This is a genomic window from Sphingomonas sp. CD22 (assembly GCF_034556155.1).
Classification (GTDB): Bacteria; Pseudomonadota; Alphaproteobacteria; order Sphingomonadales; family Sphingomonadaceae; genus Sphingomonas.
Genome location: NZ_JAYDYX010000005.1, coordinates 354,515 through 368,240, shown reverse-complemented (window position 1 = coordinate 368,240; position 13,726 = coordinate 354,515). Strand labels below are relative to the sequence as shown.

Genomic DNA, 13,726 nt, shown 5'->3' with positions numbered 1-13,726 from the left:
TCGCACCAACCAAATATTATGGTCGTTTCAATCATAATTACAGATTGGTCATTTCAGAATGTCGATAACCGCCTCACGTTCATCGACCAGTTCGGCAATCGTGCGATCGAGCATCGTTCGCTGGAATGGATCGAGGATCAGTCCTTCGATACGCACATAGCCACCGCTTTTGCAGAGCACCGGCACGCCGCACACCAGCCCTTGCGGGATACCGTAGGAGCCGTCTGACACCACGCCCATCGACACCCAATTGTCGCCTGCGCCGTGCACCCAATCGCGCAGATGGTCGATCGCCGCATTTGCGGCCGATGCGGCCGAGGACGCACCCCGTGCTTCGATGATCGCGGTGCCGCGCTGCGCAACGGTGGGGATCAGGGTCTCGCGGTACCAGGCCTCGTTTCCGATACGGTCGGCAAGCTTTTGGCCATCGAGTTCGGCATTCCCCCAGTCGGCAAACATCGTCGGCGAATGGTTTCCCCAGACGACGAGCTTTGTAATCGCATCGACACCGACACCCGCTTTGGCCGCAAGCTGTCCCTGCGCGCGATTGTGATCGAGGCGGATCATCGACGTGATGTTTTCGGCAGGGAAACCCGGCGCGCTTTGCGCAAGGATCCAGGCATTTGTGTTGGCGGGATTGCCGACGACCAGGATCTTGGCGTCGCGTTTGGCCACTGCGTCCAGCGCTGCGCCCTGCGTCTTGAAGATCGCTGCGTTGGCAGCGAGCAAATCACGGCGCTCCATGCCCTTCGAGCGGGGACGAGACCCGACCAGCATGGCCGCATCGATGTCCTTGAAAGCCACCATCGGATCATCAGTAATGATCACATCTGCCAGCAGCGGAAACGCGCAATCCTCCAGTTCCATGACCACGCCGCGTACTGCGTCCAGCGCCTGCGGCACGTCGAGCAGTTGAAGGATAACGGGCTGGTCCGGTCCGAACACGTCACCCTGCGCGACCCGGAAGAGCAGCGAATAGCAAATTTGTCCTGCGGCACCGCTGATCGCGATCCTGACGGGGGGCTTGGTCATTTTGGAAAGGGCTTTCGTTGGAAGATTACAGACGGTGTGAGACCGATTAACGCGCCGCCAGGGCAAGCGCCGCATCGCGCCCGGATGGCACCAGATTGGCGAGACCTTTTCCTGATCTTACGGCACCAGGAACGTAGATCAGGCTTTGCGCATCCGTACTGATCGGGATCGTCGACACGGTGGTGTACGTCAGCGTGTCGATCCCAGCGACCTTGTTGGTTCCGGCCAGGCTGGCATAGATCCTCGTACCATCGCCCGACGGCCAAACCGCACTCGGAGCCGCTTGTAGCGGGACGGTTGCCACAGCCTCCAGGCTGTCGGTTCTATAGACCTTGATTGCAGGTTGATCGCCGCCAACGCTGACATAGGCAAAGGAATCGTCTGCGCGCTGGGCGAAGTTGACCGCGCCCGTCGCTGGACCAGTGTTTATCACTTCGTGTACCGCAAACGGCGGTTTGGCAGCAAAGACCGTGGTCGTGCCGCTCTCGCGGCGTGTTGCCCAGATCTGTTTGCCATCTGGCGAGACCGCGATTGCTCCCGCACCTGCACCGTTGCTGGCAACGTGTCCGACGACGCGCCGATCCTCGACGTCGACAACCAGGATGGACGGCCTTTCAGTAAGCGATACAAAGGCATAGCGTCCGTTTGGCGACAGGATGGTCGCGCCCGCTCCGCCACTTGCTGGTACGCGGGTGATCTCCCGCGCGGTCTTAGGATCCACGACCGCGATGGCATGTTCATCGCCGAGCGAAACCCAGAGTTCGTGCCCATTGGGCGTAAACGCGACGGCGGTAGGCGACGTCTGGAACACGGTCCGGCCTCGTTCCGTGTTCGTGGCCAGATCTACGAGCGTCACACTGTGCTGCGCTGATGCCGATACCGCCAGGGTCCGCCCGTCACGCGTTGCAGCCAGGTGCTGGACTCTGGGGCTGGAAAAGCTGGGCTCAGCTATCGCGCTTTTGGCGAGGTCGATGCGTCCCAGTTCGTTGCCCGCTGCAGGATCGATGACAACGATCTTCGTCGATGTAGGGTCAGACACATAGATCCGGTCATGATGGCTGAGGTCGATATCAGCCTTCGACCACGGTGCCTGAACCGCCTTGATATCGTAGGGAAAGTCGTCCGCCGCAGGTGCAGCCCAATAGGCCTGAGCGATCACCGGGACTGGCGCTACGGAGGCCAACATCGCGGCAACCAAAACGATCGCAGCTTTCATCGTTTGATCCTTATCGCGGATCCGGCGGGTGATCGTGCCAGTCCGATGCCGTTAGATCGACCGATATGTCCCCTGCGTCCAACGCATGGTCGCGATGGTTTCAATACGAAAACGCGATCATAGATCGCCTACCGTTCTTGTTAGATGATCAGAACAACCATGCTTATGCGTTGGATCGACGGCTGCGCCGCGATCATTACGCTGTCACGCTCGGCGTTGATCGCTCGCGTGTCATAAATGGGAACACTAAAGGCATGACGATGAAATTTCGCACGGCTTTGCTAACGGCGATAGCCGTGTCCGTATCGACGGGTGCTTTAGCGCAAACGGACGGTTTCGCGTCCGCAATGGATGCGGCGATGGCGCGGATGCACGGCGCGATGATGACCGGTTATTCGAGCGATCCCGATCGCGACTTCGCCAAAATGATGATCCCGCATCATCAGGGCGCGATCGACATGGCCGAAGTCGAACTGCGGTTCGGCAAGGATGAACGCCTGCGCCGGCTCGCCCAGGGAATCATCGTCGAACAGCGTCAGGAAATCGCGGTGATGCAGGGCATCCTATCCGAAGGCGGCGCGTTGCTGCCTCACACCGAACCGACCGCGACCGGTCACCCCCATCACGGAGACCGTCCATGAAGCGTTTTACCTTAACCGCCTGTGCTGCCCTGTCTTTTTCGGCCCCGGCATTTGCGCAGCAGGTACCGAACGCGACCCCCGACATCCCTGTTAGCGCGCACGACCGGTTCTACACTTCGGACCAGTTCTCCAACACCGTGTCGGTGATCGATCCGTCGACCAACACGCTGCTCGGCGTCATCAAGCTCGGCGACCAGACCCCGGCCAATCTCAGCCCGCTCTACAAGGGGCAGCTGCTCGTGCACGGCATGGGCTTCTCGCCCGATCGCAAGACGCTGGCGGTAATATCGATCGGCTCGAACTCGGTGACGTTCATCGACACTGCGACCAATGCCGTGAAGCACACGACCTATGTGGGCCGATCGCCGCACGAAGCGTTCTTCCGCCCCGACGGTCGCGAAGTCTGGGTCGCGGTGCGCGGCGAGGATTATATCCAGGTGCTCGACGGTAAGACCTTCGCGCCGACCACGCGCATCCCCGTTCCTAATGGCCCCGGCATGACGATCTTTTCGCCAAACGGGAAATACGGTTACGTCTGTTCGAGCTTCTCGCCCGAGACAGTTGTGATCGACACCGCCTCGAAGAAGATCGTCGGTCGCGTCAAGCAGGCGAGCCCGTTCTGCCCTGACATCGCCGCGACGCCCGACGGTAAGCAGGTCTGGTTGACGCTCAAGGACGTCGGCAAGGTCATGGTGTTCGACGCCAAGCCACCCTTCGCAGTGCTCAAGACGTTCGATACCGGCGCGATCACCAACCACGTCAATATCGCCCGCAATAAGAATGGCCAGTTCGCCTTTGTGACGGTCGGCACCGAGAATGTCGTGAAGGTGTTCCGCACCACTGACTTCGTGCAGGTGGCGAGCATCCCGGTCGGCGCGCTCCCGCACGGCCTATGGCCGTCGGGCGACGGCACGCGGATGTATGTCGGGCTGGAGAACGCCGATGCGGTCGCGGCGATCGACACAGCAAGCAACACCGTCATCGCGACGATTCCAATCGGTCAGGGGCCGCAAGGCGTGGCATATGTTCCCGGCGCGGTGCCGGTAGGCGATGGCCGTGCAAACCTGGTGCCGCTCGCGCAGGCCGGCATGAAGATCCAGCTGACTCTATCCGGGACTGGGCGCAGCCAGGTCACGCTGTTCGATCAAGGCCAGGTCCAGATTTTGCAGGCGGCGGTTGCGGGCCTCAGCCCAAAGATGCCCTATGTCCTTGGATTATCCTCCCACGCTGACGGCAGCGGCGTGATCCAGCCTCTGGCGAAGTTCATGACCAATCCGGCGGGCGGCGCGATAGTAAACACGCTCGGACCGCTCCGCCAGATCGTCAGCGACGCGAAAGGCGACATGCGCCGTTACCTCGTCATTGCTCCGGGCGACCCGATGATGCCGGGCGCTGTCGTTCAGGTGCAAAAATGAGGATTCCGGTGAAACCTGCGCCCCGCTGTCCGTGTCCGGTATATTCGGCATGACGCTGGGCTAGGTCGACACGACGTCTCGAGAGTGTCGGAAAGCACTTGTTTGTCGCACAATGGTGATTACGACTGGGTTTTCTACATATCGGGCCGCTGAATGCCGACAATGGGAAGGAAAGCGGACTGGCTGCTTTAGAGAGGGCAGGTGCGCTCCACTACCTGGTGCACTTCCATTTCGTCGCAGCAGGATGCCTTTACGCCTAGCTCATTACAGGCCCCGATCCGGCGCCGCATCGGCCTTCCGTGCCTGCCCGCCTGATAGTGCTGGGGGTCGCCGTCGTGATCCACTCGATCATGTCGCAGCTGCTCTACGCCGGGCTGTTCGTCGCCATATCCGTGCCGGTTGAACAGTTTCGCCGCGGTGCGGAGCTGATGTCAGTACATGGCGCCCAACTCGCCGGAATGGGTCTGCGATGCGGCATGTTCTGGGTCAAAATCGAAGCCCGGCTTAAGCGAGACCGGTAGGACGAAGCGTTTGCTGCGTGCCGGCTGGTCAGCTTTCTCCAAACAACTCACGTTGCGCCTTGTCCAATTCCTCTGCGTAGCGGCGTCGCGCATAGCTCTCGGAGAGGATGCCGAGAACTGCCCCGTCGCTTCCAACTACCGCCAGTTCGTCCGCACCTTCGGTATCGAACGTAGTCATGACGCTTCTGATGTCTGAATCCGGCGTAAGGGCGAGACCCGTGTGGATCGCCAGCGACCCGATCGGTGCCTTCTGATCGACCTCTTCGGCAAATGCACTGGCAGTCTGTACGATACCGCCATAATTTTCGTGGTCATCGACTAGTAGGACCCGACTTGTGGAACCAAGCGGAAACGCCCGACGAAACTCGGCGATCGTCGTGTTGCACGGCGTAGCCCTTTCGACACGTCGCATCATCTTGCCCGCTGTAAGCGTTCTGACCCAGCCGACATCGCGGGCGCTTTTGATGGTTTCGCCCCGGAGATGCAGGCGCCACGTAGAAAAGGAATAGCCGAACAGCTCGCGGACGATGGTGGACGAGACCAGCGATGCTGCAATGGCCGCGCCGGCAAGGGAGAAGTCGTGGGTCGCCTCAAGGACTAGCATCGCCATCGTCATCGGCCCGCCAACTACGGCGACCGCTAATGCGGCCATCCCCACCAGGGCCGCATTGTGCGGGTCGATCACAGGCGATCCGACAATCCATTCGAGTGAACCAGCAAACAGGTGACCCAGCAGGCTGCCCAAGAACAAGGATGCGAAGAACAGGCCACCGCGGAAGCCAAAGCCAAGTGAGATGATGGAGGCCGCGCACTTGACGACGAAGATGGCGGCGAGGAAGCGCAGCGATACCTCGGCTTCAAGATTGAGGTGGAGGGCGCCGTGACCAGCAGAGAGAATTTGCGGCGTGAGCATCGCCAGAGGGATGAGCAGAAGACCGCCCAATATCGGCCGGCAAATCGAGGGTATCGGCAGTTTGCGTGTAGCTGCTTCCATCTCCGCAACAGCCCGCATCAGCAGTATACCAGCGCCAGCGGCACAGGCCCCAAGACCGGCGTAGAGAAGGTAGTGGAACGTCTCGATCTGTTCGCCTGCATTAGCCGCAACCAGATACGGTTGAGCACCAAACGCCTGCGCCACAAGGACACTCGCCAGGCACGCCGCAGCGACAGGTGCCAGCGCTGATATCGTATAGGCCCCGATTACGATCTCAAAGGCATAGAAGGCCCCAGCTAATGGAGCCCCGAATGCACCTGCGATGGCGGCGCCCGTTCCGGCGCCGACCAAGATGCGCAGATCGGACCTGCGTAACGCAAACCAGTTGCCGCTGAGCGAGGCGACGAGCCCTCCCAACTGCGCATACGCCGCCTCAAGCCCCACAGACGCACCGAAGCCGTTGGAAAGGATCGTTTGCCCGGAGATAACGAGGCTGTCGGACCATGACATGCGACCACCATGAAGGGCGTTCGCCTCTACAGCGTCGACCATCCGGCGCCGGCGAGCATGAGTAACCCAAGAGAAGAGTGCGAGGACGGCTCCACCAGCCGGCAGGGCAAGTAGAGCAAGGTAAGGGATCGTCGTGGCCGCACTCAGCCTTTCATCCGGCGACAAGGCATAAAGCAGATGCTGCATCGCCTGTGCGAGCGTACCCTGGACGACACTGAGCAATCCGGCTGCACTGCCGATCATGATGGCCAGCACGATGAGTGCAGCTTCGCTGGATCGAAAAGCTTTACGGAGCCACGATGGCGCCACCCGACCAGATCCAGGTGGACTAGCTGCGCTATCGATCAGTGGCGCTGAAGCCATGTCAGTCGGCGTCCTGCATCAAGGTTGCAAACAGGGCTGCGGCGAGAACGGCGCTCGAAAGCCACATCACAATCGACAGCGTCCAAGACGTCGCCAGTCCAGCTGCCGTGATTGTTGCAAGCAGTAGGACGATGAGAACGGGCATGGCTGCCCGCGAGTGGAAAAAACGCATGAAGCCGCCTACGCCTGCTACATCTGCGGTGCCACAACCTTCCGAGCCGCCCGGTACGCTTCCTCGCCACGGACGCCATTCAGTATCTTCGAACGCCTGCGGCTTGGCCATGCTGCCCATCAACAGTACCCGGCGATCAGTGCAGTGGCCAAGTCCACATCACTAGAGGCGTACCAACCAAGACCACCAGAACCGATAGTGGTGCGCCCAGCCGGGCGTAATCGCTGAAGCGGTAGCCCCCAGGACCAAAAACCAAGGTGTTACACTGATGCCCAATCGGCGTCAGGAAATCGCATCCTGCCCCGATAGCGGTCCCGATGAGGAAGGCTTCGGGGCGATATCCGAGGTCATGCGCGAACACCGCCGCGATTGGCGCCATCACCAAGACCGTCGCGGCATTGTTGAGAAACGGCGTCACAGCCATCGCCGCTACGAGGATCAGGGCGACCGCGCCCCATGGCGGCAAGGAGGCCGCCAGATGGGCAAGCGAGGTCGCGAGTACATCCGACGCGCCGGTGGTGCGCAGGGTTTCACTGACCGGAATGAGCGCGCCCAGCATGATGAGAATTGGCCATTCGACGCCATCATAGGCATCTCGCAGCGGTAGCGCTCCGGTCGCCATCATTAGACCGGCAGCGGCGAAGAAGGCGACGGCCACAGGCACATAGCCGGTCGCGGTTACGGTCATCGCCACCGCGAGGATGATAAGTGGTAGGAAGCCACGCTTCGAACTTCCCAGACGCAGGGCACGCTCTGCCAGCGGCAGCGTACCGAGGTCACGCATGCGTTCCGGCAAGAGTGTGAGGGGTCCTTGAAGAACAATGACATCGCCGGCGCGCAAGACGGTCTCGCTGAGCTGCTTGGTCAGCCGTTTGCCGGCGCGCGATACCGCGATGAGATTGACGCCATAGCGTTGCTGAAGCCGCAGTCGTCCAGCGGACTGGCGGACCAACACGGAGCCGGTGGTGATGACCGCCTCAATGACGCCAGCCTCATCATCTTCGCTGCCTTCCGGTAGGTCACGATGCTGTCCGGCAAGTGCTAGGTGGTCACCCGCAATGACACGCTCAAGCGTATCCGGGTCACCGCCCAAGATCAGCGTGTCGCCGGCAGCCAGAAGGAACTCGGCCGTAATGCTCGTGCGCACATCGTCACGGACAACATTGGCGATCGTCACCTCATTATCATGACGGTCGATGAAGGACTCAACCGTTTCGCCGACAGCGGGCGATCCGTCTTGGATGGTCGCCTCAGTGACATAGTCCGTGATGTTTAGAGCTTCGCCCATGGTCGGCGCTGCGCGGCGTTCCCTGGGCAGGAGGCGGTAGCCGAAACGCAGGAAAATGAGGCCGACCACAAGCAGGCCCAGCCCCGTTGGCAGATAATCGAACATGCCGAACGGCTCACCGGTCATCTGCTCTCGTACTCTGCTGACAATAATATTCGGCGACGTACCAACGAGGGTCATCAACCCGCCAAGGAGCGAAGCGAACGACATCGGCATCAGGAACACCGAGGGGCTAGTGTCCGATTTCTTCGCCGTCTGCACGGCTGCCGGCATCAGCATAGCCAAGGCACCGACGTTCTTTACGAGCCCGGACGATACCCCGACTGCCGTAGTCAGCACCACGAGTTGCGACCGGACGCGTGTCACGCGCCGCGCCAGTATCCCGAGCGCGCTCTCGATTAGGCCGGAACGCTGCATTGCCGATGAGATCACCAGCGCCGATCCAACGATGATAACGATGTCATCGGAAAAGCCAGTAAATGCCGCTTTGGGCTTCACCAATCCCAGCGACAGCCCGGCAAGCAGGGCGATGATGGCCGTGACATCATAGCGAAATCGGCCCCAAAGAAAGAGGCCCATCATGCCAATCAGCAGGCCAATCGACATAAGTTGCGGCGTGGTCATGCAAGCAGAATCCGTAAAATGGCGATAGTCACGCCGGTTATTGCAGCCAAATCCCGACGAGTGCCGCCAAGACGGCAATCGCTAGGAAGCCGTTCACAGAGATCAGCAACCAAGCCGGCAGTCGCTGAGTGTCGGGCCGCGGTGGGGCGATAGGAATCATTTCACGCCAGACCGCTGCAACGAAGCAGAAGCCGCTGAACAGGATCAGGACGGTTGCGGTCGCACCGGCAAGCCAGCCGGGCACGATGTTCTCAAGCAATGCGCGGGCGCCAATTCCTGCGGCTAGAGCGGCAAGCCCGGTACGGACCCAGGCTGCGTAGGTGCGCTCCGCTGCCATGACTGTTCGATCGGCAGCAAGCTCCGTGCGCCGATCGGCGCTATCTGCTTGCTGCTTGGCGCTATGCTCCAACCGGTCCGCACCGTGAACGAATGGGCCGTTGAAATCACGGGTCAATGACAGTCGTTCGTTGGCCATGGATGATCAACGATACCCACACGCTTTCAGCACATCGAATGTTAAAAAGGATCATGCCGAATAAGTTATCGAGGTTAGCAGATCCCCCGCCTTCACAGGTGTCAAAACCGGCTGGTTGCGGCACGAAACCTTTCTCGAAAACGATCCAGACCGTGCGAAAACTCCAACCCCGAATGTAGCGTACTAATATAGCTGCGTGTCGGTTGCCAGGTGATTGGCTATCTTGCGTCGCAGCCATATCTGGCGACGTTATGTTTCGAGCATCACGTCTGTATCGGGGGCGGCGGTGAGTTTTCGCACGGTCTGGATCGAATTTCGGGAATGTCCGGGTTGGGCAGGAAAGCGGAACGGCGGCTTTCGGGAAGGTGCTGGCGATGGCCGACATTCTGTGGCGCTGCCTCCTTTTACAGGAGTATCTATCGTTACATTCACACGCTCGGCGGTCTGCTACGATCGAACTCCATTTTGAAGATTCCGTCAGACCTCAAAACATAGGTGCAATGATGCCAATCTTCCTGACTCTCTTTAAGCATGTCACGCCTTAGGGCGGATAGAGCATCATTGACGGATCGGTTCATGGTTCTCTCACCTTCCACCCCCTCAACAAGCTTACCGTTGCACACGACATCGTAGCGCCTCTGTATCCAGTCGTCATGAACTTCTGCCACGATCCATACTTCGGATACAGAAGCCGCTAGCATTGGAGCAATTGCGAGGGCGATGCTCTCCAGCTGACGGCTACTTTCCATTTCTGCATTTACCTCCGATACCAGATTATATCAGCGTAATCGCTTTTGCGATCCATTTTACCGCGCTTGCCCATTGGCCGTAACTAGACAGCTTTACCAATCCCGAGCGCCCCGATTGCAACTCATGTCTGGAAAGTTCCCCATAATCCCACTGAACGAATGACTACTACCGGGACTCCGAATTACTAACCCGAGCGTCCGGGTGTGGGCGTGAACGGCCCTGCCGTTTTTAAGCGCCGACTAGCCCCGCCAGTGTCGGAAAACACATGATAGGCGACGCAGAGCACCGCAAATTCTGGAGAATTGCGGCGTGGGGCGGTGGCGCACGTGCTCTAGGTTCGCACTATTGCGCGAGATACCCTGTCGGATGGAGAAAGTGCGCGACAACCTCGGAGGCGGGGTTTTTCGTTAGGGGAGCCGCGGCTGTTATTTTGGCGTGAGATCGAAGCCCCGCGGAGTCGCTACCGTGCAGGCTGGCGCGATGCCGAGCAAATCTCGGAAGCCCCGCGAATGGCCGATTCATCCGAAACCCGACATTCCCGGCCGATTGCCCGAACGACTGCTTCGTCCCAAACCTTGCCGTTCCGACCGCCGAGCCAACGATGCCGAAGACCCGATTGATCGACATGAACGAATGACCGAAGCTGGGAAGCGCCTCGCGCGCCTTGAATGGCCGGATGTGGGTCGTTTTGTTAATCTGCGGTCACGCCGAGATCACCGACCTATGGGCACAAAACCGAGAGCCCCATCAATCCCGGAACATATTATGATTGGGGTCGCAGCGCCCGCTGGCGGTCGGTGCACCTTTCAAGATTGAGCCTGGGCCAAGAGAACACCCCCATCGCATGGCAGTAGCAGCGGAGTGTTTCTTTCTCCCGCAGCCAGTTCGCCTTCGGACATCCCTGCCGGCAGCTGATCTGCGGATCAGGGCGGTTTACTTCAGGAACCGAGCGGATCATCTCATCAACATAGCGTTCGATCGAACCGTCATCGTCTTGCGTCACGGGATTCTCCTCGTCGGATAGTTGTAGTCGTGTGTGCGACTTGCACCGGTGCAAGTCGCACTCCTTGCGTCAGGTCTTGAGCGCGTCGAATGCCGTGTTCAGCATTGCGCGGCTGATGCCGACCAGGTCGGCGCCGGAGATCGACCAGCCTTCGTCGTGACGTGTCAGCGTCGCAACGACCGTACCGTCGGCACCGCGGAGTTCACAGATGCCGTTCTCCCAACTGCCGGTTGCGAAGGCTGTCACGGTCGGACGGAGCACGGCATCGATCCGCTTGAACAGAAGGGCCGCGTTCAGTGGCCCTTTGGCGGTCGCAGCGGCGGCTTCGGTAATCTCGATCACGATCCGGCGGGTGACCGCGTCGTTGCACGCATCGACGATCCGGCTTGCGATTTCGGCGTTCGAGATGGTGTGCGGGTCAATCCGGGCAAGAACGCGCTTGTCGAGCTTTGCTATCTTAGCAATCTTGCTGAAACGCGGCTCCCATTTTTCTTGAGCGATGCCCTCCGCCCGCATCCACGCGCGCCGGGTGCCATATTTCGCTTCGCAGCCCGCGATGTAGCGTGCCTTCTCGAACAGGCTTTTGCCGCGCGGATTCTCGAAGACGTCGCGCAGCAGCGCCTCGCCATCGATCGCCTCATGGAGGATCGTGTTCACGGTCACGGCGGCGTTGGATGCCCGGGCCAGTTCGATCGCGGCGATGACCACGGGCATGCCGCTGAACGCGGTGTAGCGATCATCCTCGGTGCGCAGCACCAATGGATGCATGATCTGAGGGCGGGCATTGATGAGTCGCGCTCGCGCGTCGGCGATCTGATCGGCATACCGGGCCGAGAGCGCATCGATGTCGAGCCCGAACCGATCGTCGATCGAGAGCGTGGTTGCATCCACCATGATCATCGTTGGACTTATCTGCGCGGTATCCGGACCGGGCGCGACGTCGGTAGGGCGACGGGCTTTGCGCGGCATCGCCGGCGACGACACCTCGGGCAGATCCATCGGCAGTGAAGGTAGGTCGTCGAGCATGCTAGCGAAGCTTATCTAGCGTCGTGAGCGAGTGTTTTGGTGCCAGCGCGCCGCGCACTGGCCACGCTGGTCAGGGCTATCGCGGCGCCGGCGAAGCCGCGACGCGGGCGAGTGCCTCCTGCATGGCGGGTAGTTTCGCGATGGGGTCGAAGGCGGTGTTGAGGTCGGCGCGCTTCCCGAGCTTGCCGAGACTGTATTGGCCGTCCTTCTCGCGCAGCGCCCAGCGGTTCCAATTCACAAAGTCCGAAATCGCTTTGATCGTCGCCGTGATCTCGGGCGTGATCGCCGCAGGTTGCGCGGTGGTCGCCGGGATCACAGGAGACTTCGCGGGTGCGACATTGTCCGCCGGTTTGGCGCCATACACAGGCCTCGCGTTAACCACAGAACCCGCAGCGTGCCCTGCGTTGCCCTTCGCTGGCCTCACCTGGTCGCTGCCCCCGACGGGAGGTATGCTCGAAGGCTTCGTCGATGTCGGAACGGAATTCAGCGCGGATTCCGACGACATCACAGGTACTGGCGGAACGACGGGCTTATCAATCTGCGGCAGTGGCGTGGGCTCCGCCTGCGTCAGGGCCGCACCCGCTTGCGTTGCCAGTTCGTCGATGAATTCTTGATGCTCTGCCAACGATGCCAGTGTGGCGAGCTTGGTTGCGATGCCATCGATATCGTTTGACCCGCCGCGTTGCGCTTCCAGATCGCCGAGCGCGGTGAGGTGGTCGGGATCGGACGTGCGAAGTCGGGCAACCAGAGGCAGCAGCGCTGGCGGTATGTCGGCTATGGAGATCGCGCGGCGGTTCATTCGCTTGTCGCTGGCGCGGGCCGGCTTGACGACGCGTTTCGTCTTGATCGGAGCGGGCCGGGTCGCGGCCTTGTCGTAGATGCACGCGACGCCCAGAACCTCGGTGATGGCCATCATACGGATGCTGGCGCCGATCGCGAGCGCACGATTGATCACGGACCGATTTCGCTTCAGCGCCACGACCGCTTCATTCAGGCCGATCTCTGCGGCGCGAAGCTCGGCTGCCGGCTGCTCGTGGCCCAGTCGAGGATCGGCCAGCCAGTCCTTGTAGCGATTTCGCACGACCGCTTGAACCGCGCCCGCGACATGATGGCCCAGAGCGTTCGCATTGCCTTTTGCCTTGGCCTCATAATCGGCGAGCTTGTCGCGGCGCGCCTGATGATCCTCGGCGACCGTCACAGCGACGCCGACGATGGCATCGGCAAACGATTCGATCAGGTCATGAACAAGGTCTTCAAGCATACCGTCCTCGTGCCGAGGGCGGCTTAAATGGTCACGTCATGTGCCCGGGTCCCTCGAAGGGGATACCATCTATAGGCATGCCGATAGGCGGTCCAGCCAAAGAATACTTGCGTTAGCGGAAATGTCCGCGATGCCCATCCTCGCATCCATGGTCAACCGTGTCGCGCTAGTTGCAAGGGCGGGGAGTTCTAACCTCGCATCGGGTGGAACCGACAGTGTCACAACACGATGCGAGGTCGAATGAAATCCAGCTTGCATAATAAAATTTGGTCAAGACTAGCTGATCAAGGTTACTCTGTCGCAACCTCGCAATGGCTGCAGCAGATATGTAAGGTGTGGCATTCCCAAGCCTGCATATCGATAAGATAACGAGGAAGTATTTTTAGGCGCAAGACGCTAACACGATTGCTCGTGTTAGCGGCGCGTTGTATTCTACAACAACGGAAGTGAAGTCACGCATCGGTCGATGCGTGGGCGCCTGCCGCGGGCTTCATG

The 13,726-nt window shown here is 60.3% G+C and carries 12 protein-coding genes; 3 read left to right on the top strand and 9 right to left on the bottom strand.

Features of this window, described 5'->3' with window-relative positions:
- Window positions 1-48 precede the first annotated feature (48 nt).
- Both SFC76_RS12450 and SFC76_RS12445 read right to left on the bottom strand, forming a co-directional pair.
- The gene (locus SFC76_RS12450; RefSeq protein WP_056056386.1) at window positions 49-1,032 is read right to left on the bottom strand and encodes a malate dehydrogenase; all 984 of its coding nucleotides are present in this window, start codon (window positions 1,030-1,032) and stop codon (window positions 49-51) included.
- Window positions 1,033-1,078: 46 nt separating this feature from the next.
- Complete coding sequence (locus SFC76_RS12445; protein ID WP_056056388.1) at window positions 1,079-2,248, bottom strand: YncE family protein; 1,170 nt, start codon at window positions 2,246-2,248, stop codon at window positions 1,079-1,081.
- 65 nt (window positions 2,249-2,313) lie between these two features.
- On the opposite strand from SFC76_RS12445, the gene SFC76_RS12440 reads away from it, so the two are divergent.
- The 3 genes from SFC76_RS12440 (at window position 2,314) to SFC76_RS12430 (ending at window position 4,825) form a co-directional block, all read left to right on the top strand.
- On the top strand, window positions 2,314-2,889 hold the full coding sequence (locus SFC76_RS12440) for a DUF305 domain-containing protein (protein WP_236698803.1): 576 nt from the start codon (window positions 2,314-2,316) through the stop codon (window positions 2,887-2,889).
- Entirely contained in the window at window positions 2,886-4,304 is a 1,419-nt protein-coding gene (locus tag SFC76_RS12435; protein ID WP_056056390.1) for a YncE family protein, read from the top strand. The genes SFC76_RS12440 and SFC76_RS12435 overlap by 4 nt, the downstream gene beginning before the upstream one ends.
- Before the next feature lie 299 nt (window positions 4,305-4,603).
- Window positions 4,604-4,825: a hypothetical protein gene (locus SFC76_RS12430; protein ID WP_056019259.1), complete on the top strand. Its 222-nt coding sequence runs from the start codon at window positions 4,604-4,606 to the stop codon at window positions 4,823-4,825.
- A gap of 28 nt (window positions 4,826-4,853) precedes the next feature.
- Here SFC76_RS12430 and SFC76_RS12425 read toward each other — a convergent pair whose 3' ends face one another.
- From SFC76_RS12425 to SFC76_RS12395, 7 genes are all read right to left on the bottom strand, one after another.
- Window positions 4,854-6,632 carry a chloride channel protein gene (locus SFC76_RS12425; RefSeq protein WP_082445489.1) on the bottom strand — a complete coding sequence of 593 codons (1,779 nt, stop codon included), beginning with the start codon at window positions 6,630-6,632 and terminating at the stop codon, window positions 4,854-4,856.
- 1 nt (window position 6,633) lies between these two features.
- A complete protein-coding gene (locus SFC76_RS12420; RefSeq protein ID WP_132833781.1) occupies window positions 6,634-6,915 on the bottom strand; it encodes a hypothetical protein in 282 nt (93 codons plus the stop codon).
- A gap of 25 nt (window positions 6,916-6,940) precedes the next feature.
- The gene (locus tag SFC76_RS12415; RefSeq protein WP_322849771.1) at window positions 6,941-8,716 is read right to left on the bottom strand and encodes an SLC13 family permease; all 1,776 of its coding nucleotides are present in this window, start codon (window positions 8,714-8,716) and stop codon (window positions 6,941-6,943) included.
- A gap of 37 nt (window positions 8,717-8,753) precedes the next feature.
- Entirely contained in the window at window positions 8,754-9,191 is a 438-nt protein-coding gene (locus SFC76_RS12410; protein ID WP_056019268.1) for a DUF202 domain-containing protein, read from the bottom strand.
- Between the two features lie 1,513 nt (window positions 9,192-10,704).
- Window positions 10,705-10,944, bottom strand: a complete 240-nt coding sequence (locus SFC76_RS12405; protein WP_322849770.1) for a hypothetical protein — start codon at window positions 10,942-10,944, stop codon at window positions 10,705-10,707.
- 69 nt (window positions 10,945-11,013) lie between these two features.
- Complete coding sequence (locus SFC76_RS12400) at window positions 11,014-11,970, bottom strand: hypothetical protein (RefSeq protein ID WP_322849769.1); 957 nt, start codon at window positions 11,968-11,970, stop codon at window positions 11,014-11,016.
- A gap of 76 nt (window positions 11,971-12,046) precedes the next feature.
- The gene (locus SFC76_RS12395; protein ID WP_322849768.1) at window positions 12,047-13,231 is read right to left on the bottom strand and encodes a hypothetical protein; all 1,185 of its coding nucleotides are present in this window, start codon (window positions 13,229-13,231) and stop codon (window positions 12,047-12,049) included.
- Window positions 13,232-13,726: the final 495 nt, after the last annotated feature.

Bases quoted from the DNA above. Each gene is read 5' to 3' on its own strand.
- SFC76_RS12440 (WP_236698803.1), top strand. From the start codon at position 2,314: ATGTCCCCTGCGTCCAACGCATGGTCGCGATGGTTTCAATACGAAAAC.
- SFC76_RS12435 (WP_056056390.1), top strand. From the start codon at position 2,886: ATGAAGCGTTTTACCTTAACCGCCTGTGCTGCCCTGTCTTTTTCGGCC.
- SFC76_RS12400 (WP_322849769.1), bottom strand. From the start codon at position 11,970: ATGCTCGACGACCTACCTTCACTGCCGATGGATCTGCCCGAGGTGTCG.
- SFC76_RS12450 (WP_056056386.1), bottom strand. From the start codon at position 1,032: ATGACCAAGCCCCCCGTCAGGATCGCGATCAGCGGTGCCGCAGGACAA.
- SFC76_RS12420 (WP_132833781.1), bottom strand. From the start codon at position 6,915: ATGGCCAAGCCGCAGGCGTTCGAAGATACTGAATGGCGTCCGTGGCGA.
- SFC76_RS12445 (WP_056056388.1), bottom strand. From the start codon at position 2,248: ATGAAAGCTGCGATCGTTTTGGTTGCCGCGATGTTGGCCTCCGTAGCG.
- SFC76_RS12425 (WP_082445489.1), bottom strand. From the start codon at position 6,632: ATGGCTTCAGCGCCACTGATCGATAGCGCAGCTAGTCCACCTGGATCT.
- SFC76_RS12415 (WP_322849771.1), bottom strand. From the start codon at position 8,716: ATGACCACGCCGCAACTTATGTCGATTGGCCTGCTGATTGGCATGATG.
- SFC76_RS12395 (WP_322849768.1), bottom strand. From the start codon at position 13,231: ATGCTTGAAGACCTTGTTCATGACCTGATCGAATCGTTTGCCGATGCC.
- SFC76_RS12410 (WP_056019268.1), bottom strand. From the start codon at position 9,191: ATGGCCAACGAACGACTGTCATTGACCCGTGATTTCAACGGCCCATTC.